The organism is Streptomyces sp. NPDC051963, assembly GCF_044593495.1.
GTDB lineage: Bacteria > Actinomycetota > Actinomycetes > Streptomycetales > Streptomycetaceae > Streptomyces.
In genome coordinates this window covers 754634-776760 of sequence record NZ_JBIUCC010000002.1, presented here as the reverse complement: position 1 = coordinate 776760, position 22127 = coordinate 754634, and the positions used below count along the sequence as shown (strand labels likewise).

General features: G+C 69.0%; 14 protein-coding genes and 1 pseudogene. 6 read left to right on the top strand and 9 right to left on the bottom strand.

Annotated elements, in window-relative coordinates; genetic code table 11:
- Nucleotides 1-66: 66 nt before the first annotated feature.
- Nucleotides 67-1605: a DUF1996 domain-containing protein gene (locus ACIHFB_RS09905; RefSeq protein WP_365277101.1), complete on the top strand. Its 1539-nt coding sequence runs from the start codon at nt 67-69 to the stop codon at nt 1603-1605.
- A gap of 90 nt (nt 1606-1695) precedes the next feature.
- On the opposite strand, the gene ACIHFB_RS09900 is transcribed toward ACIHFB_RS09905, so the two are convergent.
- Complete coding sequence (locus ACIHFB_RS09900; protein ID WP_400126270.1) at nt 1696-2136, bottom strand: hypothetical protein; 441 nt, start codon at nt 2134-2136, stop codon at nt 1696-1698.
- Between the two features lie 117 nt (nt 2137-2253).
- On the opposite strand from ACIHFB_RS09900, the gene ACIHFB_RS09895 reads away from it, so the two are divergent.
- The 5 genes from ACIHFB_RS09895 (at nt 2254) to ACIHFB_RS09875 (ending at nt 7695) form a co-directional block, all read left to right on the top strand.
- Complete coding sequence (locus tag ACIHFB_RS09895; protein WP_365277095.1) at nt 2254-2787, top strand: tetratricopeptide repeat protein; 534 nt, start codon at nt 2254-2256, stop codon at nt 2785-2787.
- Nucleotides 2788-3040: 253 nt separating this feature from the next.
- Nucleotides 3041-4966, top strand: coding sequence for a hypothetical protein (locus ACIHFB_RS09890; RefSeq protein WP_400126269.1), 1926 nt, complete (start codon nt 3041-3043; stop codon nt 4964-4966).
- A 69-nt stretch (nt 4967-5035) separates the two neighbouring features.
- Complete coding sequence (locus tag ACIHFB_RS09885) at nt 5036-5908, top strand: metal-dependent hydrolase (RefSeq protein WP_400126267.1); 873 nt, start codon at nt 5036-5038, stop codon at nt 5906-5908.
- Nucleotides 5908-6936, top strand: coding sequence for a PDR/VanB family oxidoreductase (locus tag ACIHFB_RS09880; RefSeq protein ID WP_400126265.1), 1029 nt, complete (start codon nt 5908-5910; stop codon nt 6934-6936). Before ACIHFB_RS09885 ends, ACIHFB_RS09880 begins: the two co-directional genes overlap by 1 nt.
- Before the next feature lie 69 nt (nt 6937-7005).
- Nucleotides 7006-7695, top strand: a complete 690-nt coding sequence (locus ACIHFB_RS09875; protein ID WP_400126264.1) for a TetR/AcrR family transcriptional regulator — start codon at nt 7006-7008, stop codon at nt 7693-7695.
- A gap of 16 nt (nt 7696-7711) precedes the next feature.
- Here ACIHFB_RS09875 and ACIHFB_RS09870 read toward each other — a convergent pair whose 3' ends face one another.
- The 8 genes and pseudogenes from ACIHFB_RS09870 to ACIHFB_RS09835 form a co-directional block, all read right to left on the bottom strand.
- Complete coding sequence (locus tag ACIHFB_RS09870) at nt 7712-8068, bottom strand: 5-carboxymethyl-2-hydroxymuconate Delta-isomerase (RefSeq protein WP_365277080.1); 357 nt, start codon at nt 8066-8068, stop codon at nt 7712-7714.
- A 31-nt stretch (nt 8069-8099) separates the two neighbouring features.
- Nucleotides 8100-9719, bottom strand: a complete 1620-nt coding sequence (locus ACIHFB_RS09865; RefSeq protein ID WP_365277077.1) for a fused response regulator/phosphatase — start codon at nt 9717-9719, stop codon at nt 8100-8102.
- A 73-nt stretch (nt 9720-9792) separates the two neighbouring features.
- The gene (pulA, locus tag ACIHFB_RS09860; RefSeq protein WP_400126262.1) at nt 9793-15180 is read right to left on the bottom strand and encodes a pullulanase-type alpha-1,6-glucosidase; all 5388 of its coding nucleotides are present in this window, start codon (nt 15178-15180) and stop codon (nt 9793-9795) included.
- Between the two features lie 105 nt (nt 15181-15285).
- On the bottom strand, nt 15286-16665 hold the full coding sequence (locus ACIHFB_RS09855; protein ID WP_365277072.1) for an alpha-amylase family protein: 1380 nt from the start codon (nt 16663-16665) through the stop codon (nt 15286-15288).
- Nucleotides 16666-16810: 145 nt separating this feature from the next.
- Nucleotides 16811-18475 (bottom strand): glycoside hydrolase family 13 protein, encoded by a 1665-nt coding sequence (locus ACIHFB_RS09850; RefSeq protein WP_400126260.1) that lies wholly within the window; start codon nt 18473-18475, stop codon nt 16811-16813.
- Between the two features lie 177 nt (nt 18476-18652).
- Entirely contained in the window at nt 18653-19561 is a 909-nt protein-coding gene (locus ACIHFB_RS09845; protein WP_365277067.1) for an ABC transporter permease subunit, read from the bottom strand.
- Nucleotides 19562-19574: 13 nt separating this feature from the next.
- Nucleotides 19575-20507 (bottom strand): annotated as a pseudogene (locus ACIHFB_RS09840) (carbohydrate ABC transporter permease); the annotation flags it as partial.
- Nucleotides 20508-20621: 114 nt separating this feature from the next.
- On the bottom strand, nt 20622-21893 hold the full coding sequence (locus ACIHFB_RS09835) for an extracellular solute-binding protein (RefSeq protein WP_365277065.1): 1272 nt from the start codon (nt 21891-21893) through the stop codon (nt 20622-20624).
- Nucleotides 21894-22127 lie beyond the last annotated feature (234 nt).

Sequence of the window (22127 nt, the reverse complement as noted above, 5' to 3'; positions counted from 1 at the left end):
ATGGATGGGAGCCGCTTCACTCCTGTCGGGCGTCTCGCTGCCCCGCAAGGAAGTCAGAGGAGTTCCATGGGACGCAACACACGAAAACGCCGTACGCCGCTGGCCACCAAGGCCATAGCCGCATCGGCGGCCCTAGCGCTCGGTGGGGGCGGGCTGATCTGGGCTAACTTCTATGCATCTGCGCATGAGGAGAACTCATCCGGAAACCAGACCAGGTCAGCCGGCGCCCAAGTCGCGACGATCAACTGCCCTGACGTCGGTCAGAAGCTGACGAAGGTGCCGAGGAGCGCACGCAAGGGCGTCGCCAAGGAGCTGGCGCTGCTCGACCGGCAGATCACGGACGCCTACTCGCGTCTCGCATCGACGCGTCAGGCCCAGGCGGGGGATGCCGGCTACGTCAACAACGCCATCCTCAGCCCGCTGAAGTCCAAGCGGACGGCCACCATCGACCGCATCGGCATCAACATCAACCGCGCGGGCGGCAAGGCTCCGCGGGGGATGGGCAATCTCGCCCAGTGCCAGGGCGTCCCGGCCGAGCAGCCGGACACCAACGACGGCAACGGCGAGGACCAGAACAACGACGGTCAGGACCAGGGCCAGGACGGCGGTCAGGACCAGGGTGGCGGTCAGGACCAGGGCGGGGACCAGGGTCAGGACCAGGGCAACGGCGGTCAGGCCGGCAACGGCCCGGTGGCCGACGACTTCATCAACATCGAAGACGTCCAGCCCAACTCCCGCAACCTGCCGAACGGTCTCGCCGCGAACGGCGACGGGGGTTCGACGGGCAGCTTCACCACCAACTGCGGCACCAACGAGAACGAGAACCGCAACTCGGACAACGTGATCGTCGCTCCGGGTGTCAGCAACGGTGCGCAGCACCAGCACGACTACGTCGGCAACCAGGCCAACAACGCTTTCGCGAGCGACGACGACCTGGCCAACGGCGACACCACCTGCCAGAACCAGGGTGACAAGTCCTCGTACTTCTGGCCGGTACTGCGTGTGCAGGACGGCCAGAACGACATCGACGCGGACGCGCCCGGTGGCGGTCAGGACAGCAACGTCGGCACGATCCAGCAGGTCGCCGAGTCACAGCTGAAGTTCGTCGGCAACAGGACGAGCGACGTCGTGGCGATGCCGAAGGCGCTGCGCATCATCACCGGTGACGCCAAGGCCTTCACCAACGGTCTGGCGAACGCCAACACGGCCTGGAGCTGCACCGGCTTCGAGGACCGGCAGGTGACGGACAAGTACCCGATCTGCCCCGAGGGCAGCTCCGTGGTGCGGACGTCCGCCTTCCAGAGCTGCTGGGACGGCCAGAACATCGACAGCGCCAACCACCGCACGCATGTGGCCTTCGTGCAGGCGGACGGTACCTGCGCCAACGGCTTCCAGGCCATCCCCCAGCTGCAGGTCCGTCTGGTCTACAACGTCCAGGCCCCGCAGATCGAGAACGGGCAGGTGACCAACGCATTCGCGGTGGACTCCTTCCCGGAGCAGCTGCACAAGCCGATCACCGACCACAACGACTTCATCAACTTCTTCGACGAGGACGTGATGAACCAGATGGTCGACTGCATCAACAGCGGCGAGGACTGCCAGTAGCGGTCCTGACCCTGTAGCAGGGCAACACGAAGCCGGCGGTGGGATTTCCCACCGCCGGCTTTCGCTTGCCTGCCGCCCGAACTCGCGTGATCAGCCGGAGTGACCGGCGGAGTGCGTGGCCTCGCTGCCCCCACCGTGGTTGTTCATGTGAGCGGACCCTTCTTCCATGGTCCCGCCGAGCGTGGTCTGGAGCGCCGTGACCGTCTTCTGCTCGCCCACGGCGACCCATTTGCGGCCCACGAGGTAGTAGCCGCCGTAGTCCTTCGCGCCGTTGATCCACTCGCGCTGGCCGCGGTCGGTGGCGAAGGTGGCGAGGACGTACTTCTCCTTGCCGCTCTTGCACAGGGCCTGGCGGATCTCGTCGGCGTCGGTCTGCATGTCCGGCTTGCATTTCGCCTCGGCGGCGATGTGCTCCAGGCTCCCGGTCGCCGTCTCCGGTACGGCCGCCTGGTCGTCGCCGGAGCCGCAGCCCGCCAGCGCCAGTGCCGCCGCCGCGCCGACGAGCGCGAGCATCGGTCGGGTCAACCTCATCTGTTCCTCCGGTACGGGCATGGGTAGGGCACCTGCCGAAGTCGGATACGGCTCCCACGCGCGAAGCACTCAAAAATACCGCTGTCTCACCGGACACACCCGTGCGAAAGTGGATCGGTGAACCAAGACCGCGAAGATCAGGACCGCGAAGGTCAGGGCTGGGAAGATCGGGACTGGGAAGATCGCGTCACCGGCGCCTGGGCCACGTTCGACGACTACGCCGAGGACGCCGCCGCGGACTTCCGGTCCGTGATCGACACCCTCGTCGCCGAGCTGCCCGCCGGCAGCCCGCAGGGCCCCTTCGAGCGGGCCTGTGCCTGGGACTCCACGGGCCACTCGGACAAGGCGGTGCCGCTGTACCGGGAGGCGCTGGCACTCGGGCTCACCGGCTACAAGGGCCGGCGCGCCAAGATCCAGCTGTCCAGTTCGCTGCGGAACATCGGACAGGCGGAGGAGGGCGTCAAGCTGCTGACGCCCGAACTGGACGCGCCGTCCGACGAGTTGGACGACGCCGTACGGGCGACTCTCGCGCTGTGCCTGTCCAGCCTCGGCCGCGACCGCGAGGGCCTGTCCCTCGTCCTGGGCGCCCTGGCACCGCATCTGCCGCGGTACCAGCGGTCGATGGCGAACTATGCGGCGGCGCTCCGCTAGGGGTGCGGTGATTCACCTGCGGGCCGGTGGGGGCTGGTCGCGCAGTTCCCCGCGCCCCTGAAGGGCGCGATGCCCACCGGACGTCGTCAGGACCGCCTGGTGTTCGGCAGCGCCCCGAAGGGGCGCGGGGAACTGCGCGACCAGCCACGACGGCGCCGCAGACAAACGACGGCATATCGCGGCACCCCTAGCGGAGCGCGGAGCGCGGCGCGCCTGGCGGTAACCAGCCGTCGATTCGCTCGTTTTGCTGAACGTGCAGTCACAGGATGTCGCCCCGCGCCCCACCCCCGCCGCCTCGTCCGACGGGTCCGTCGTCGACGTCGAGCAGGCCGAGGCCGCGCTCGTCGAGCACTATCCGCGCCTGGTCCGCCTCGCCTACCTGGTGCTGCCTCCGAGCCTGGGCCGCAACCGGCGGGTCCTGACCGCCCACGCCCTGACCCAGCGCGCGCTGCCCCGGGGCCGCACCTCTACGTCCCCGATCCCGGCCCAGTCGACCGGGCGGGACGGCGACCCGGGCTACGCCTTCGTCCGCCTCCGGGTGCTGCGTACGGCGCTGGAGGCGGGCCTGCCGCTCACCTTCAAGGCGTGGCCCAAGCGCTCCCAGCTGCCCCCGCTGCTCCCCCAGGTGTGGGGCCTGCGGCTGTTCCCGCGCTCCGGCGGCGCCGACGAGCTCGCCCTGGACCAGCAGTTGTCCGCGCTGTCCGCCCCGGCCCGCGCCGCGTACGTGCTGCGCGGTCTGGAGCGGCTCCCGGACGGCGATGTTCACAAGGTCCTGACGGCCGTGGGCGTGGCCGACGTGGAGGCCGCGCTGACCGAGGCCGACGAGGTGCCCGCGCAGAACGCGCTGCTCGACTCCCCCGAGTTCGACCCCTGCTCCCTCCAGGCCCGGCCCACCGACCTGATGCGCCGCAGGCAGCACACCAAGGCCGCGCTCGTCGCCGCGGCGGCGCTCGCCGTGTGCGGGGCGCTGCTCGGCCTGCCCGGCGACGGCTGGGGCCCCGACGGCGCCGCCGCACCGTCGTACGCGCAGAACCCGTCCGCCGAGGCCGCGCTCGACCCGGGCAAGCTGACGAAGGTCGCCCCGGCGGCCTGGCAGTCCTCCTCGCGCACCGACTTCTCCGTCTGGCCCGCGCGCGGCGACCTCACCGACGACAGCGCACTGCTGCGCCGCGCCCTCGCCGTCTGGGCCCGCCCCGGCGAGAGCGTCCGGATGTCGGCCACCCCCTCCACCCCGACCGGCGGCCCCGCCGGACCGCCCCAGCTCCTCTATGCCGGAACCGTCGACGACGCGCGCGTGGTGATCCTCTACGACGGTCTGCGCATCGTCCGGTACGCCGAACCGAAGGACGGCACCAGCGGCGCCGCGCTCGACTTCGGGCGGGCCGACGGCGCGACCCGGGCCGAGGCGAACGCGGTGGTGCTGGCGCGGTCCGACGGCAATGTCCGCTATCTGACGGCTCCCTGGGTGACCAAGGCGGCCGAGCGGGACCTGATGCAGCCGCGCTCGGGGGCGATGGGCCTCACCCTGACCGGCGGTGTGACCTCACCGATGGCCGGCCCGCAGCAGCAGACCGGCGCGTGCACCTCGTGGAACGTGCTGCAACTGACGGACGCCTCGGGCACCCGGCTGGTGACCGACCTCGGCGAGCTGGTCCCGGCCCATCTGACCACGGGCAAGCCCGGGTACACCAAGGAGGCGTCCGGTGCGCAGGCGCTGCGCACCTGGTCGCCGATGGCCTGCTCGCTCCAGGCGGTGCGCTCGCAGGGGGTGCGGTCGGTGAACGCCTGGGAGTACGCGCGGCAGTCACTGCCCGACGCGAGCGGGGCGGCCGCGTGGGTGTGCACGCGGGCCGAGACCTGGCGGGGCGGCGGGGCCCGGGTGCTGGCGCAGTTCCACACTCCGGGCGGGGTCTACGGAGCGGTGGCGGCGAAGGCCGAGAACGTTCCGGCGTGCGGGACCCGTGACCCTCATGTGCTGGCCGGGGTGTTGTGGAGGTCGGACGCGGGTGACTGGTATCTGCTGGCCGCGGGTAGCAGGGACACCGCCTCGATCAATGTGACCGGCGGGGTGAGCGGGTCCGCGCAGGGCTATCTGCTGGCGGTGAAGACGAAGCAGGGGGCTCAGGCCGGGCTGAAGGGGACGCTCAAGGACGGGACGGCGATCAACGGCCTGCGCTAGCTGACACTCGCGTCAACAAGTCGTCGCACGGGGGTTCACCCGACCCCTACCCGTCAGTACATTGACGCCATGTCTAATACGCAGGCCGGGCTCAAGGCGCGCAACGTGTCCTTCTCCTGGGAGGGCACCCCGCTGCACTGGGTGCCGGGGGATCCGTTCACCACGCACACCATCAATGTGCTGCATCTGCTGCTGCCCGCCGGTGAGCGGTGGTTCGTGCACGTCTACAAGCAGGTGCTGCCGTACATCCGGGACGAGCGGCTCCGGGCGGACGTGATCGGGTTCATCGGCCAGGAGGCCATGCACGCGCAGGCCCACGACGAGGTACTCCCCCATCTCAAGGAGCTCGGGCTCGATCCGACGCCGTACACCGCGCAGGTGGACTGGCTCTTCGAGAAGCTGCTCGGAGACCGGACGCTGCCCCCGGGCAAGGCGCGCAAGTGGTGGCTGATGGAGCGGGTCGCGATCATCGCGGCGATCGAGCACTACACCGCCTTCCTCGGCAACTGGGTGCTGAACGCAGAGGAGTTGGACCGGCGCGGGGCCGACCCCACGATGCTGGACCTGCTGCGCTGGCACGGCGCCGAGGAGGTCGAGCACCGGTCCGTCGCCTTCGACCTGTTCATACACGTCGACGGCGGATACCGGCGCCGGGCGCGCACCTGGGCGACGGCGTTCGCGGCGCTGGTGTTCCTGTGGCAGCGCGGGGCCCGCTTCTTCATGGCGAACGATCCGCTGCTCATCGACGGCAAGGCGGGCTTCAAGGACTTCTACGTACGGGGGCGCCGGGGTCTGCTTCCCGCCACGGGCGACATGGTCAGGTCCATACCCCGGTATCTGAGCCGCGACTACCACCCCTCCCAGGAGGGCTCCACCGAGCAGGCCGTCGCCTATCTCGCCTCCTCCCCCGCGGCCGTCGCCGCCGAGAAGGGCGCCGTGTGATGCCGGCGCTGCGGACTCTCGTCGTCGTCACCGGCGCCGCGCTGCTCGCCCGGCGGGCCCTGCGCCGCCGTATCCAGGCCTCGCCGCTGTGGCCGATGCCCGCCCTGGAGGAACCGGTCTCCGGGCGGCCACGGTCGCGGGCGCTGCGGCTGCCGGTCGCCTCCTGCGAGACGGTCGCCGAGGGTGTCGTACAACTGCGGTTCGAAGGGCGGGAGTTGCCGCGGTGGAAGCCCGGGGCGCATCTCGATGTGGTGCTGCCGTCGGGGCTGGTCCGGCAGTACTCGCTGTGCGGGGATCCGGCGGACACCTCGTCGTACACCGTGGCGACCCGGCTGGTGCCGGACGGGCGGGGTGGTTCGCGGGAGGTGCACGAACAGGTGCGGGTGGGCGTGGAGTTGGAGGTGCGGGGGCCGCGCAATCGGTTCCCGCTGGCCGAGGCGGTCTCGTATGTCTTCGTCGCCGGCGGTATCGGGATCACGCCGATCCTGCCGATGGTGCGGGCCCTGCCGGCGGGTGTCGAGTGGCGGTTGCTGTACTGCGGGCGGTCGCGGGCGTCGATGCCGTTTCTGGAGGAGGTCGAGAGGCTCGGTGCGGACCGGGTGACCGTCGTGGAGGGGCGGCCCGACCTCGACGAGCTGTTCGCGAACGCGCCCGACGGTGCCGCCGTGTACTGCTGCGGGCCCGAGGGCCTGATGGCGGCCGTCGAGCAGCGGTTCCCCGACGTCCGCCTGGAGCGGTTCGCGCCGCACACCTCGACCGAGGGCAACGGCTCCTTCGAGGTCGAACTCCGGCGCAGTGGACGGACGTTGACGGTGGACGCCGACAGCACCGTCCTGGCCACCGTACGGGCCGAGCTGCCCGACACCCCGTACTCCTGCGAGCAGGGGTTCTGCGGGACCTGCCGACAGAGGGTGCTGGCGGGCGAGGTGGAGCACCGGGACGAGTTGCTGACGGACGCCGAGCGCGGTGACTCGATGCTGCTCTGCGTGTCGAGGGCCCGAAGTGATCGGCTGGTGCTGGATATGTGACGGGTTCATGTGAACGCGGCGGTCGGGACCGGTCCGTTCGGGGCCGGATCCGATCGGTAAGGTGTTCGTATGAGTACCGGGGTACGTCGCAGAATGGGCGTCGAGGAGCGACGGCAGCAGCTGATCGGGGTCGCTCTCGAACTCTTCAGCCGTCGCTCGCCCGACGAGGTCTCCATCGACGAGATAGCGTCGGCCGCCGGCATCTCGCGGCCGCTGGTCTACCACTACTTTCCCGGCAAACTCAGCCTGTACGAGGCCGCGTTGAGGCGGGCCTCGGACGAACTGGCGGCCCGGTTCGTCGAACCGCACGAGGGCCCGCTGGGTGCCCGGCTGCTGCGGGTGATGCGCCGGTACTTCGACTTCGTGGAGGACCACGGGCCCGGTTTCTCCGCGTTGATGCGCGGCGGCCCGGCCGTCGGCTCGTCGACGAGGAACGCGCTCATCGACTCCGTACGGCAGGCCGCGTATGTCCAAATCCTTTCGCACCTGAACGTCGAGGACCCGCCCGCGCGACTGGAACTGGTCGTCCGCACCTGGATCTCGCTCGCCGAGTCCACTGCCCTGATCTGGCTGGACGGCCGACGCATTCCACGCGCCGAACTGGAGGCCCAACTGGTCCACGACTTCGCCGCACTGGCCGCCGTGAGCGCCGCCTACGACGAGGAAATGGCCGCCCTGCTACGCCGCATGCTGAAGGAAGAGCCGACGGAGGGCCCGTTCAGCGACCTGGTCACCCGGCTGATCGCGCTGGCGTCATAGGCAGGTTCGGTAGGCCTCAGCCTTCGAACTTCCGGTACGACGGGTCGAGATCGCGTACCTCCGCGGAGGCGTGCAGTGCCAGGCCCTCGGAGGGCTTCACGTACTGCTTCACCAACTCCAGTACCGCTTCGGTGAGTTGGACCTTCGTCTCGTCCGTGCGCCCGGCGAGCAGCCCGAGGGTGACATGCACGACGGCGTGGCCGGCGGTGTCGGGGCCGACCGTCGTGTCCTCGGTGCGCCGGAACTGCGTCTTGCACGCCGGCGGCTTGGCGGCCGCGATCTCGACCACGGCGGTGTGCAGCGCCTGGGCGAATCCGGGTCGGTCGAAGCCGTCCGTCAGCTGCTCGGAGTAGTCGACGGTGATCTGCGGCATGGGCACTCCTGTTCGGCAAGGTCGGCAGGGCTCACCTTAGCCGGAGCGCCAGCATCGCGATGTCGTCCTCGCGGTCGTGGCCGAAGCAGGCCAGGAGGGTGTCGCACAGGGCGTCCAGACCGGGCGGGGCGTCGGCGGCGGCCGTGCGGAGGTGTTCCATCGAGGCCTCCAGATCGGTGCCCCGGGTCTCGATGAGACCGTCGGTGACCATGAGGAGCCGGTCCTCGGGGTCGAGGAACAGCTCGGTCGGCGGCGGGTGCGAGAGGCCCACGCCGAGCAGCGGGCCGGACGCCTTGGCGTAGTCGGCGCTGTCGGTGTCCCGGATGATCAGCGGCGGGATGTGCCCCGCGTTGGCGACCTGGGTGCGCCCGGTGCTCGGGTCGATCAGGACCAGACAGACGGTGGCCGTGACCTCGGGGTGGTAGTGCATGAGCATCCGGTCGAGGCGCTCGGCGAGCACGGCCGGGTCGCTCTCGTCGACGCAGTAGGCACGCAGCGCGTGCCGGATCTCGACCATGACCGTGGCCGCCTCCAGCGAGTGTCCGACGACATCGCCGACCGCGGCGAGCACCCCCTCCCGGGTGCGCAGTGCGGCGTAGAAGTCGCCGCCGATCTCGGTCTGCTGCGACGCGGGCACATAGCGGACCTCGACGTCGATGCCCGGCAGCTCGGGCAGCCGGTGCGGCTGGGGCAGGAAGCTGTGCTGGAGGGTGAGGGCGACATGCCGCTCGACCTGGTACATGAGCAGCGGCTCGGCGGCGAGCGCGGTGGCCTGGGCGAGCCGGGCCACCAGGGTCTCGTCGGCCGGGTTCACCCGGTGCATCCCGCGGGTGGGCATGGCCAGGCACACCGCGGCCTTGCCGTCCTGGGTACGGATCAGCGCCAGCCGGGCGTCGTGCTGCACGCCGGGCCGGAAGAACCCGGCGGGCCACAGCGGAGCGGGCACGGTGGTGATCCGTACGCCGTCCTGCCCACGGGCGAGCCGGCGCAGCAGTGCGGCCACGGTCCGGTGGGCGCCCGCGTCCGGCAGCGCGAGGGAGGTGCGGTCCCGGGAGGTGGCGCGGTACAGCTCGTCGTCCGGGCCGAGGACGAAGACGGCGGCGGGCGAGCCGGTGAAGCGTGCGGTGCCGTCGGCGGCGGCGTCGGCGAGTTCCTGAAGGGAGCGGGCCGCCTGGATGGTGACGATCGTCTCCGACAGCATCATCAGCCGCCGTGCCTGCGCCTGGTCGTCCGCCCGAAGTCTCGCCGCCCGCACCGCGGCCCGGATCACCGCGTCGATCTCCTCGGGCTCGGCGGGCACCGTCAGATAGGCTTCCCCGCCCACTTCGAGGCCACGGCAGCGATCACCGGTGGCGGCGTCGGTGGCCGAGAAGTGCACGACCGGCAGGCCCGCCATGTGCGCCCGTGCCTTGAGCCGGCGGCACAGCTCGAAGCCGCTCATGTCCGGCAGGTCGACGTCGACCAGGGCCACATCGGGCAGATGCCCCTTGCGCAGCCGTACGTCGAGTTCGACGAGCGCCTCGTGGCCGGTGGCGACCGGGACCACTTGGTATCCGGCGCGGCGCAGCATGGCGCCCATGGCGTACCGGCTGGCCGCGACATCGTCGACGACGAGCACGGTGGTGTCGGTTCGCTTGCCGTTGACGTCCATGTGTCAGCCCTTGGGACAGCACCGGTGGGGCAGACCAGGATGTACGGTCTGCCCCACCAAGGTAATGCCCTTATCAGGAAGTCCGGGTAAATACTGCTACGGTCCGCCCCGGAACGGCGAACGTGCCCGATATGCGCTCATACGAAGCCGACTTGGCGATAGGGTCCGCCCCTGACGCCTGCACCGGATGCAGCCGGTAACCGCTGCCGGCCATCGCCTCGATCCGCTGTTCCTGCTTCTCGGGCGTCGCGTTGAACACGACAACCAGGTCACCGAGCGCCATCGTGATCACTCCCGGCGTCTCGCCCTTCCCGGACAGCGGGAAGGCGAGCGCCGACTGCACCTGGTCGGCGGTGTCGAGGGAGAACCCCTTCTCGGTCGTACGGATTCTCAGCAGATCCCGGTACGCCGCGGACGCGCCCTCGATCTGCTCGCAGCCGACCTTCACCGTGCCCAACAGGGGTGTGGCGTACGGCCACTTGGACGCGTTGTCGGCCGCCATCGGCAGCCCGCGCCCGAAGCCGTTGCCGTCCGCGCAGTTCCAGTGGACGGCGTTGAACCAGTCCCCGCTGTCGTAGGAGTTGCGGTCCAGGGACTTGGAGCGCAGCAGGTCGGTGCCCGCCTGGGAGAGGGCCGGGCCCTGCGAGAGCGTGGCCGTGGCCATGGCGAGGACCTGCATCCGGGCGCGGTCGGCGGCACCGGTCGTGGCGGGCAACTTGTAGGTCAGCGCGTCGAACAGGGACTCGTTGTCGTGCGCGTCGGCGTAGGCGAGGGCGTCGCCGGGCGCGTCCGCGTAGCCGGCGGGCGAGCCGTTGTAGTCGACCTCGGCGCCGGTGACCTCCTTGCCGTCGGTGTCGGTGAAGCGATATGTCGCCAGGTTGCCGGAGAGGCCGACCTTGATCAGGTCCTGGTAGTGCAGGAGGCGGGCCTTCTGCTCTGCCGTACTCCCGTTGTTCTGAGAGGAGTTGGGGTCGGTGTACAGCCCGGACGCGAAACCCTGGACGCCGGGGTCCTCGTCGAAGGGCCCGCCGCCGCGTACGGCGTCCCGCGCCCGGTCCGAGAAGGTCGCGATGCCGGTGCCGGCCATGTTCGCCTGCGTGGCCTGCACGAACCGGGCGTCGTCGGCGACCTCGCCGAAGTTCCAGCCCTCGCCGTAGAGGATGATCTTCTTGCCGTCGACGCCGTCCTTGGCGAGGGTCAGCGCGTCGAGCGCCTTGCGCACCGTGAGGATGTTGGCCTTCGGGTGGTGGCCCATGAGGTCGAAGCGGAAGCCGTCGACCTTGTACTCCTTGGCCCAGGTGACGATCGAGTCGACGACGAGCTTGCCCATCATGGCGTTCTCGGTGGCCGTGTTGGCGCAGCAGGTGCTGTTCGCGACCGCGCCGTCGGCGAGGAGCCGCTGGTAGTAGCCGGGCACGATCCGGTCGAGGACACTCGTCGCCGCCTGGCCGCTCGCCGCCGTGTGGTTGTAGACGACGTCCATGACGACCCTGAGGCCGTCCTCGTTCAGCGACTTGACCATCTTCCGGAACTCGACCGTACGGCCGCTGCCGTCCGGGTCCGTGGCGTACGAGCCCTCGGGAACCGTGTAGTGGTACGGGTCGTAGCCCCAGTTGTAGGCGTCCTTGGCGGCGGTCTTCGCGACGCACTCCTGCTGCTTGTCGGAGTCGGACGCGAAGGAGGCGAGGTCGCAGTCGACGGTCGCCTGGTCGGCCTTCTTCTCGGGGATGGTGGCGATGTCGAAGGCGGGCAGGAGATGGACGTACGAAGTCCCGGACTCGGCAAGCTGCTTGAGGTGCCGGGAGCCGTCGCTCGACTTGTCGGCGAACGCGAGATAGGTGCCGGGGTTCGCGGCCGTCTTGTCCTCGACCGAGAAGTCGCGGATGTGCAGCTCCTGGATCTGGGCGTCCTTGAGCGGCACGGCCTTGGGCTTCTTCAGTGACGTCCAGCCGCTGGGGGCGAGGGACTTGTCGTCGAGGTCCGCGACCAGGCTGCGTTCGGAGTCGGCTGTCAGGGCGACCGAGTACGGGTCGGTGACCTTGTTGGTGACGACCTGGCCGACGCTGGGCGCCCAGACCTTCACGACGTACCGATAGGGCTTGTTCTTCCAGGACTTGGGGCCGGTGACGGACCAGACGCCGGTGGCGTCATCGCGGTGCATCCGTGTGAGCGAGCCGTCCAGATCGAGTGCCACCGATTGCGCGGTCGGCGCCCAGACGGCCAGCGTGGGGCGGCCCTTGTCGAAGGTCGCGCCGAGGTCGGCGTTGGTCGCGCCGGAGTAGAGGTCGTCGAGTACGCCGGCGATCTGGACGCCGGTCGCGGCCAGCACGGCGCTGTTGGCGGCCCGCTGGGAGGCGACGACCTGGCCGCGCAGGGCCTCGCGCACCCGGGTGCGGTCACGGGGGTCGACGGACCAGGCGGTGTAGTCCTTGAGGTGGGGGAACTTGGCCTTCTGGGCGTCGGTGAGGCCGGTCCGGGACAGCCGGAGCCAGCGCTCGTCGTCACTGGTCAGCGCACCGTCCCGCTCGGCGATCGAGCCGGTGCGGGAGTACAGCAGCTGGGTGGAGGCGGCCGCGGCGGAGCCGTTCCAGGCGACCGTGTTCCGGTCGATCCAGACCGCCTTGGAGGTGGTCAGGTCGAGCGCGGCCGCTGAGCCGGCGGGCTGCGGGAGCAGGTACTTCTCCTGGCCGTTCAACAGCCACACCTCATGGCCGTCGGCCGTGAGGTCCAGCGACTGGTCGGCGGACAGGTCCTTCTCGTCGCCCTTGTGCATGATGTAGCTGAGGCTGGTGGCACCGTCGGTGAGCGGTACCTCGAAGACCGCGCCATAGGCATCGGTCCGCACCGGCTTCAGGGGGTTCGACCAGTCGGTGGGGTTCGCGGCGCCCGTCCAGGTGTGGAGGCCCCAGCCGTCGTAGTCGCCGTCGGCGCGGTGGTAGTGCAGGACGGCCTTGGTCCTGTCCTGCTCCGGGTAGTCGGGCTTCTCCGTGAGCACGGCCTCCTTGCCCTGCTCGATCCAGATCTCGCCGGTCTCGGTGACATCGATGGTCCGGTCGGCGGAGACGTCCTTGTTGCCGTCCTTGTCGATCACCAGGAAGCCGACACCGGAGGCGCCCGGCTTCAGCTTGACGTAGGCGAAGGCGCCGTACGCGTCCCGGCCGATGAAGGGGTGGCTGTCCGGCCAGGTCGTCGACTCTCCGTCGGCGAGGTCGCCCCAGGCGTACAGGCCCCAGTCGGTGTAGTCGCCGTCGGTGCGCTTGTAGTGGACGATCGCGTAGTCGCGCGAGGACGCGCTCGGGACCTCTTCGGCGGGCGGCGTACCGGTGGCCGACGAGGCCGTGGCGCTCGCCGTGCGCCCGGCCGAGTCGATGACAACCGCCTTGTAGCGCAAGGCCGTTCCGGCCGGTACGTCCTTCCCGATGACCTGGGTGACCTTGTACGGGGCGTGGTCTGCGGAGCCGAGCGTCCGCCACTTGCCGTTGCCGACCTGGGCGGCGAAGACGACGCGGTTGAGCCGGCCGCCGTCGAGGTCGGCGCCGATCTCCACCGTGCCGACGGCGCCGGTGGCGGGGGCCTTGAGGGTGATCGTGGGCGCGGTCGCGGGCTTGCCGGGCCGGCCGGCAGCCTTGAGGACGACCGCCGAACCGGCCGGGACGGTGACGGTGAGCTTCTTGTCGCCGTCGCTCTTCAGGGCGGCACTGCTCCCGTAGACGCCCTTGTACGTCATGTCCGCGGAGCCGACCGGGATGGTCGCCGTCTTCGCCTCACCGGCGTTGTTGAAGGCGACGAGGTACTCGGTGCCGCCGGTGCGGGAGAAGGCGTAGATTCCGGCGCCGTCCGCCGCGTACCGCTCGGTCTGGACGCCGTCCGTGAGGGCCGGGTTGGCCTTGCGGAGCTCGGCGAGAGCGCTGATCTGCCGGTAGAGCGGTGCCTTTGTGTCGTAGGCGTCGCTCGCGTGGGTGCGGTCGGTGCCGAGCTGGTCGTCGTCCAGGTAGTCGGCGGTGGTGGACGCGAACATCGACTGGCGGGCGTCCTTGTCACCGCCGGAGCCGGTGAAGCCCTGTTCGTCGCCGTAGTAGACGACGGGGTTGCCGCGGCTGAGGAACATCAGCTCGTTGGCGAGCTTGTCCTTCTTGAGCAGTTCGGCGTCGGTCGCGTCCGGGGCGTCCTGGTCGAGGAAGTACCCGATGCGGCCCATGTCGTGGTTGCCGAGGAAGGTGACCTGTTCGTAGGCGTTGGCCTTGTCGGTCGTGTACTTGTAGTCGTCGCCGAAGACCTTGGACAGCGTCTGCGCGCTGCCGCCCTGGGAGGCGTACTGCCGGGCCGCCTCCTGGAACGGGAAGTCGAGCGTGGAGTCGAGGCGGCCCTCGGTGACGTACGGCGACGTGACGGCGGTGTCGGCCGAGTACACCTCGCCGAACATGAAGAAGTCGTCGCGGCCCTGCTCGGCCGCGTAGGAGTCGAGGGCCGTGGCCCACTGCGTCCAGAACTCCATGTTGACGTGCTTCACGGTGTCGATCCGGAAGCCGTCGATGTCGAAGTCCCTGACCCAGCGCTGGTAGATCTTCTCCATGCCCCGCACGACCTCGGGCCGCTCGGTCCACAGGTCGTCGAGGCCACCGAAGTCGCCGTGCGTGGAGCTCTCACCGGCGAAGGTCGAGTCGCCGCGGTTGTGGTACATCGTGGGGTCGTTGAGCCACGACGGGACCTTGGTGTTCCTCGTGGTCTTCGGGGTGCGCGGGAAGGAGTCCGCGTCGACCGCCGGGAAGTCCTCCGTGCCGTCCGCGTGGTCGGCGTCGTCGAAGGGCTCGCCGTCCTTCGTCAGATACGGGAAGGCGCCCTTGGAGAGGTAGTCGTAGGACTTCTCCTCGTAGTCGACGACATCGGCGGTGTGGTTGGTGATGACGTCGAAGAAGACCTTCATGCCCTTGCCGTGGGCCTTGGAGATGAGGGTCTGAAGGTCCTTGTTGGTGCCGAAGTGCGGGTCGACCTGGGTGAAGTCGGTGATCCAGTAACCGTGGTAGCCGGCCGAGGCGTCGGTTCCGGTGCCCTGTACGGGCTGGTTCTTGAAGATCGGGGCCATCCAGATGGCGGTGGTGCCCAGGCCCTTGATGTAGTCGAGCTTCCGGGTCAGGCCCTTGAGGTCGCCGCCTTGGTAGAAGCCCTTGTCGGTGGGGTCGTAGCCGGTGGAGAGCCGTGAACCGGTGAGCCCGCCCTTGTCGTTGCCGGTGTCGCCGTTGGCGAAGCGGTCCGGGAGGACGAAGTAGAACTGCTCGCGGGTGGCGTCGTGCCGGGCGGGCTCGGCGGCGAGTCGTGCGTCGGAGGGGGGTGCGGGCGGGGTGTCGGCCCCGGCCGCGAGGGGCTGGACGAGCGCTGCGGCCAGCGCGGTCACGGTGACCGCAGCGACCCGTCCGGCATACGCGGTGCGGCGCCTCGACGCCACCGGCCATCTCGGTATCAAGACCTGGACTCCTTGCGATGTACGGCTCTTCGGGTCCGACCCCGCGCGACCGTATCGCCGCCGCAAGGCTTACAGCAAGAGTCTTGAAACGAACGGCAAGAACTTTCAGCAGCTGGACTTGCCCGCGTAGATCGCGAGGGCGGTGTTGGCTCCGAGCGTGGCCGTGAACTGCCCGCTGGAGTTCACCGTCACGGTCGTGTTGCTCTGCACGTTGCAGTACGTCCCGGCGGGCAGCGAGGTCTGATACGTCCGGCTCAGGCTGCTCGACTCGTGGTTGATGGCGACGTAGCCCTTGGCGCCCCGTCCGAAGGCGATCGCGTCGGCGCCGTTGTCCCACCAGTTGGAGACGGCCTCACCGCGCGTGGCGTTGCGGAAGGCGACCATGCGCATGATCTCCGGCCAGGCGTGCTGGCACTTCCAGCCGTCCTGCCAGCAGGCGTTGACCGTACCGCCGTTGGGCGGGCCCGCGTCCGTGTCGGACCACTCGTAGCCGGAGTTGATGTCCGGGGCGCCGTACGGGTAGGCCAGCATGAAGACGTTGGCCAGCGTGTAGTTGGCGCCGTCCTTGTAGTTGAGGGTCGAGCCGTTGCGCTCGGTGTCGTGGTTGTCGACGAAGACACCGGAGACACCGCTGCTCATGTACCCCCAGCCCTCGCCGTAGTTCTTCAGATAGGCGAGGTTCTCGTTGTTGAAGACCCGCTTGAGGTCGTACGCGTACCGGAACTCCTGGACGTCACCGTTGCCCGTGTACTCGGTCGGCTGGACGGCCTCCCCGCTGCCGTAGATGACCTCCTGCTTCCAGTACACGGACGAATTGCTCAGCCGCGACTTGATGTTGGCGAGGTCGGCCGCCGGCATGTGCTTGGCCGCGTCGATACGGAAGCCGTCGACGCCGTAGCCGAGCAGGGTGTTCATGTAGCCGGCGATGGCGGAGCGGACGTAGTCCTCGCCCGTGTCCAGGTCGGCGAGGCCGACGAGCTCGCAGTTCTGGACGTTGGAGCGGTTGGTGTAGTCGGAGATGGCCGACGTGCAGTCGTCCATGTCGGCCGAGGAGTACAGGCCCGGGTAGTTGTACTTCGTGTACGACGAACCGCCGGTGCCGGTGCCGCCGCCCGCGGACATGTGGTTGATGACGGCGTCGGCGACGACCTTCACCCCGGCCGCGTGACAGGTGTTGACCATGTTCTGGAAGGCGGTGGCGTCACCCAGTCGCCCCGCGATCCTGTAGCTCACCGGTTGGTACGACGTCCACCACTGCGATCCCTGTATGTGCTCCGCGGGCGGCGAGACCTGGACGTAGCCGTAACCGGCGGGGCCGAGGGTGTTGGTGCACTCCCGGGCGACCGAGGCGAAGTTCCACTCGAACATCACGGCGGTGACGTCCTTGGTGCCGGGCGGGGAGGCGTAGGCGGTGCCGGGGGACGCCATGACTGCGGCCGCGGCGGCGAGCGCGAGCGCGCCCGCAAGTGTTCTGCTCGTTGCCATGTGGGGGTCCTTCTCCGTTGAAGGAAGTTGCCGAAATCTTGCAGCAACCTTGCGGTGACGGAGATGTTAAAGGCCCGCTGCCTGAAAAGGCAGCGGGCCGTGTGAAGTTGATGCAAGAACTTTCAGCGCGTGCGGACGGTGCCCGTCAGGCGGTGGCCCACCATACGGTCGTGTCCGCCGGCACCTTCGCCTCGCCGTCCGCCTCCGTCACCTCACCGCTGGCGAGCAGCACGCGTCCGTGTGCGGGCACGGTGACCGACTCGCCGCCGGTGTTCGCGACGCACACGAAGTCGCCGCGGCGGAAGGCGAGGACGCCCTCGGGGGCCTTGAGCCACTCGACCAAGTCGCCCGCGCCCAGTTCGGGCCGGGAACGGCGGACGGCGAGGGCCGAGCGGTACAGCTCAAGGGTCGAGTCCGGCTCGCCCGTCTGGGCCTCGACGCTCAGCTCGCCCCACCCCGCGGACTGCGGCAGCCAACTGCCGCCCACGCCGAAGCCGTACGACGATCCCGTGCGCGTCCACGGGATCGGCACCCGGCAGCCGTCCCGGAAGCCGTCCTGGCCGGCGCCGCGGAAGTAGGCGGGGTCCTGGCGCACCTCGTCGGGCAGGTCGACGACGTCCGGCAGGCCGAGTTCCTCACCTTGGTAGATGTACGCCGAGCCGGGCAGCGCCAGCATCAGCAGGGTCGCCGCACGTGCCCTGCGCAGGCCCAGTTCGCGGTCGCCCGCCAGGCGGATCTGCGTGCCGAGGCCGGGCTCGTTGGCGAAGCGGGTGGCGTGCCGGGTCACGTCATGGTTGGACAGCACCCAGGTGGCGGGGGCACCGACCGGGCGCATCGCCTCCAGTGTGAGGTCGACGACCTTGCGGAGTTCCTTCGCCTCCCAATCGGTGCTCAGATACTGGAAGTTGAAGGCCTGGTGGAGTTCGTCCGGACGGACGTAGTTGGCGGTGCGCTCGACGGTCGGGGTCCAGGCCTCCGCTACGAAGATCCTCTCTCCCGCGTACTCGTCGAGGACCGTGCGCCACTGGCGGTAGATCGCGTGCACGCCGTCCTGGTCGAAGAACGGCATGACATCGTTGCCCAAAAGCTTCAGTTGGTCGTGCGAACCCAGGTCGGGGAGGCCCTCCGCCTTCACCAGGCCGTGCGCCACGTCGATGCGGAATCCGTCGACTCCCATGTCGAGCCAGAAGCGCAGGATCGAGCGGAACTCGTCCCCGACGGCCGGGTGTTCCCAGTTGAAGTCGGGCTGCTCCGGGGCGAAGAGGTGGAGGTACCACTCGCCGTCCGCCACCCGCGTCCAGGCCGGGCCGCCGAAGATCGACTCCCAGTCATTGGGCGGGAGTTCGCCGTTCTCGCCCTTGCCGGGCCGGAAGTGGTAGCGGTCCCGGAGCGGGGAACCCGGCCCCTCCGCGACCGCCCGCTTGAACCACTCGTGCTGGTCGGAGGAGTGGTTGGGGACCAGGTCCACGATGATTCTGAGCCCCAGCTCATGGGCGTCGCGGATCAGTGCGTCGGCATCGAGGAGGTTGCCGAACATCGGGTCGACGGCCCGGTAGTCGGCGACGTCGTAACCGGCGTCGGCCTGCGGGGAGGCATAGAAGGGGCTCAGCCACACCGCGTCGACGCCCAGGTCGCGCAGATACGGCAGCCGGGTTCGTACGCCTTCCAGATCCCCCATGCCGTCGCCGTTGCTGTCGGCGAAGCTGCGCGGATAGACCTGGTAGATCACCGCGTCCCGCCACCAGTCGCGGCGCTGGGCGACGGTGGCGAGGGCGGAGTTGTCGGCCGGGTCGGCGGAGTGCTGGCTCATGGCGTCCTTGATACGAGGATGTGGGGTATTGACGAGGCGGCCGCGATGACAGCGGGGTCGGATGGCCACAGCGGCCGCCTCGGGTATTCAGGAACGGAAGGGCAACGCCCTTCTTTTAGGGGCGCGGGGAACTGCGCGACCAGCCACAACGGAGCCGCAGCCGAAAGATCACCCGTCTCACCCCTTAGTGCCACCGGCAGTAAGCCCGGTCACCAAGTTCTTCTGCACGAGATAGAAGAACGCAGCCGCAGGTATCGCGATCAGCACGGCCGTCGCAGCCATCAGGTTCCGCTGCGCGTCATGCTCACTGACGAAGCTCTGCAACCCGACCGCAAGGGTGTACTTCGTGTCGGACAGCATGAACGTCGAGGCGAAGGCGACCTCGCCGAACGCGGTGATGAAGCTGTAGAACGCGGCCACGGCCAGTCCCGGCCTGGCGAGCGGCAGGATCAGCCGCGCGAACGTGCCGAAGGGACTCAGCCCGTCGACGCGTCCGGCCTCGTCGATCTCGAACGGGATGGTGTCGAAGTAGCCCTTGAGCAGCCAGGCGCAGTACGGCACCGCGGTCGAGCAGTAGACGAGGACGAGGCCACCGTAGCTGTCGATGAGCTTCAGCTCCGACAGGATCTGGTACATCGGCACCATGAGTACGGCTACCGGGAACATCTGGGTGACCAGGAGCACCCACATGAACTTCCGGTAGCCCGGGAAGCGCATCCGGGAGACCGCGTATCCGGTGGTGGCGGCGACCAGCACACCGATCACCGTGGCACCCAGCGAGACGATGAGCGAACTCTTCAGCCAGTCGAAGAAGTTCGTGTCCGACAGGACGAACGAGTAGTTGTCGAACGTCATCTTCCCCCAGATCCCGCCGGGGTGGAGGTAGTCGTCCTTGTCCGGGCCGAGGGAGAGGAAGACCAGCCAGGCGATCGGGAAGAGCGCGATCAGGCTCGCGACGATCAGCAGGCCGTGCGATACGAGGGACGCGCCGGGGCCGCGCTCTCCGCGCCGGCGCGCCTTGCGGGGTGCGTCGGACGAGGGGGGCCGGCCCGCCGGAGCGGACGTCTTGACGGTCGTAGTGCTCATGGGGGCTCCCGCCTCAGATCGCGAGCTGCTGGTCATTGCGGTTCAGCCAGCGGCGGTAGAAGGAGGTGAAGACGATCAGGATGGCCAGCAGCAGCATGCCGTAGGCCGCCGACTGCGCGAAGTCGCGCGGCTGCTGTCCGAAGCCGAGGTAATAAGCCCAGGTGACCAGGATCTGGGCGTCCGGGGCGGTGTCGCCGAACAGCAGGAAGATGATGGCGAACTGGTTGAAGGTCCAGATGATGCCGAGGAGTACGACGGTGGAGCTGACGGACCTCAGGCCGGGCAGGGTGACGTAGCGGAACCGCTGCCAGGGGGTGGCGCCGTCCATCTCCGCGGCCTCGTACAGCGTGGAGTCGATGGACTGGAGGCCGCCGAGCAGCGAGACCATCATGAACGGCACACCGCACCAGGTGTTGACCATGATCGCGGCGAACCGCTGCCAGAAGGTGTCCTCCAGCCACAGCGGCGTCGGCAGGTGCAGGGTCTCCAGGGCGGAGTTGATGATGCCGCCGTCCGCGAGCATGAACCGCCAGCCGAAGACGGTGACGAAGGTGGGCACGGCCCACGGCAGGACCAGGATCAGCCGGTAGAAGGTGCGGCCGCGCAGCTTCTGGTTGAGCAGCAGCGCCAGGCCCAGACCGACGCAGTAGTGCAGGGCGACACAGGCCGCCGTCCAGAAGACCGTCCAGATGAAGTGCGACCAGAAGCGGTCGTAGGAGGTCTCGCCCCACAGGATGTCGGCGTAGTTGTCGAAACCGATGAACTTGTAGGTGGCCTCGATCTCGTTGACGCCGATCGTACGACCGGTGTTGAGGCTGTTGGCGTCCGTGAGCGTCAGGTAGAAACCGTACGCGAGCGGATACAGCACGAGGACGCCGAGCACGATGACCACGGGGGCGATCATCGCGTACGCGTACCAGTACTTCTGGTAGCTGTGCTTCAGGCGCTGGACGGCGACTGTCATGTTCGGCACTTTCTGGAAGCTCGAGGGTTACGACGCACAGGCCGATGGCCGCCGGATCCCTCCCCCCATTTCAGGGGGATCCGGCGGCCATTCGGGTCACTTGCCGAAGTCCGGGACCAGCTTGGCGATCGCGGTCTCGGCGTTGCCCAGACCCTTGTCCAGGGACTCCTTGCCGCCGGCGATCTTGGGCAGCTCGCCGTCCAGCGGGACCCAGAGGGAGCTGTACTCGGGCAGCGCGGGGCGCGGCTGGGCGGCGGAGAGGACGCCCTGGTAGCCGGCGATGCCCGGATCGGCCTTGACCTCGGCGGTGTAGGCGTCGTCACGCGTGGGCAGCGTGGAGTTCTTCAGGGCGATGGTCTCTTGGGACTTCGCCGAGGTCATGAAGTTGATGAGCTTCAGCGCGGCCTTCTGGTGCGCCTCGTCGGAGCCGGCGTACACGGAGAGGTTGTGGCCGCCGGTCGGGGCACCCGCCTCGCCGCTGGAGCCGGCCGGGACGGTGGTGATGCCGAGGTTCTGCTTGTCCTTGAACGCGGAGCCCTTGTAGAAGTTGGTGATCTCCCACGGGCCCTGGACGATCGCGGCGACCTTGCCGTTGACGAACGCGTCCTGGATGTGGGCGTACGCGTCGGCGGTGGTGTCGGCCTTGTGCAGGCCCTTGCCGTCGAAGAGGCCGAGCCAGGTGCCGTACCCCTTCTTGGCCTCGGCCGAGTTGACGGTGATCTTCTTGGCGTCGGCGTCGACGGTGTCGGTGCCCTCGCCGTAGAGGAACGGCTGGGCGTAGTAGCCCGCGGTGGAGCCCCAGTAGCCGTCGACGCCGGTCTTGTCCTTGATCGTGGCGGCGGCCGTCTTCAGGTCGTCCCAGGTCTTGGGGGCCTCGACGCCGGCCTTCTCGAAGAGGTCCTTGTTGTAGACGAGCGCGAGGGTGTCGGTGACGATCGGCACGCCGTACGTCTTGCCCTCGTACTTGGCCTGCTCGATCAGGCTGGGCTGGAACTTGCTCTCGTCGGCGAGGGCCTCGGTGCCGTCCAGCGGAAGGAAGAAGCCCTTCTTGGCGAAGGCGGGCGTCCAGCCGACCTCGGAGCGCAGCACGTCCGGGGCGCCCGAGGCGCCGGCGGCGGTGTCGAACTTGTTCTGCGCCTGGTCGAAGGGCACGTTGACGTAGTTGACCTTGATGTCCTTGTTGGCGGCCTCGAACTGCTTGACCAAGGCCTGGTACGTCGGTGCCTCATTGGTGGCGTTGGAGGTGTCCCACCAGGTGATGGTGACCGGGCCGTCGGCCTTGTCGCCGCTGTCGCCGTCTCCGCCGCAGGCCGTCGCCGCGAGGGCGAGGGACGCCACCAGCGCGGTGGCCGCTATGCCACGCCGCATGAGTTCTCCTTGAGGGTGTAAGCCCGTGTGCTCACAGGAAGCGGTCCCGTCCGCCGTTCCTGTCGACTTGCCGACTGCGCCGTTGCCGCCGCCGGGCGACGTGAACGTAACAAGGTTGCAAGCGTGGCGAAAGACCTTGCTGCAAAAAAGTGCAAGCGATCACCGAAGTTATCCGGGCGTGACCGGACGGCGACCGTCGTGAGACGCTTGTTTACGGTCGTAGAGCGGTTGGGG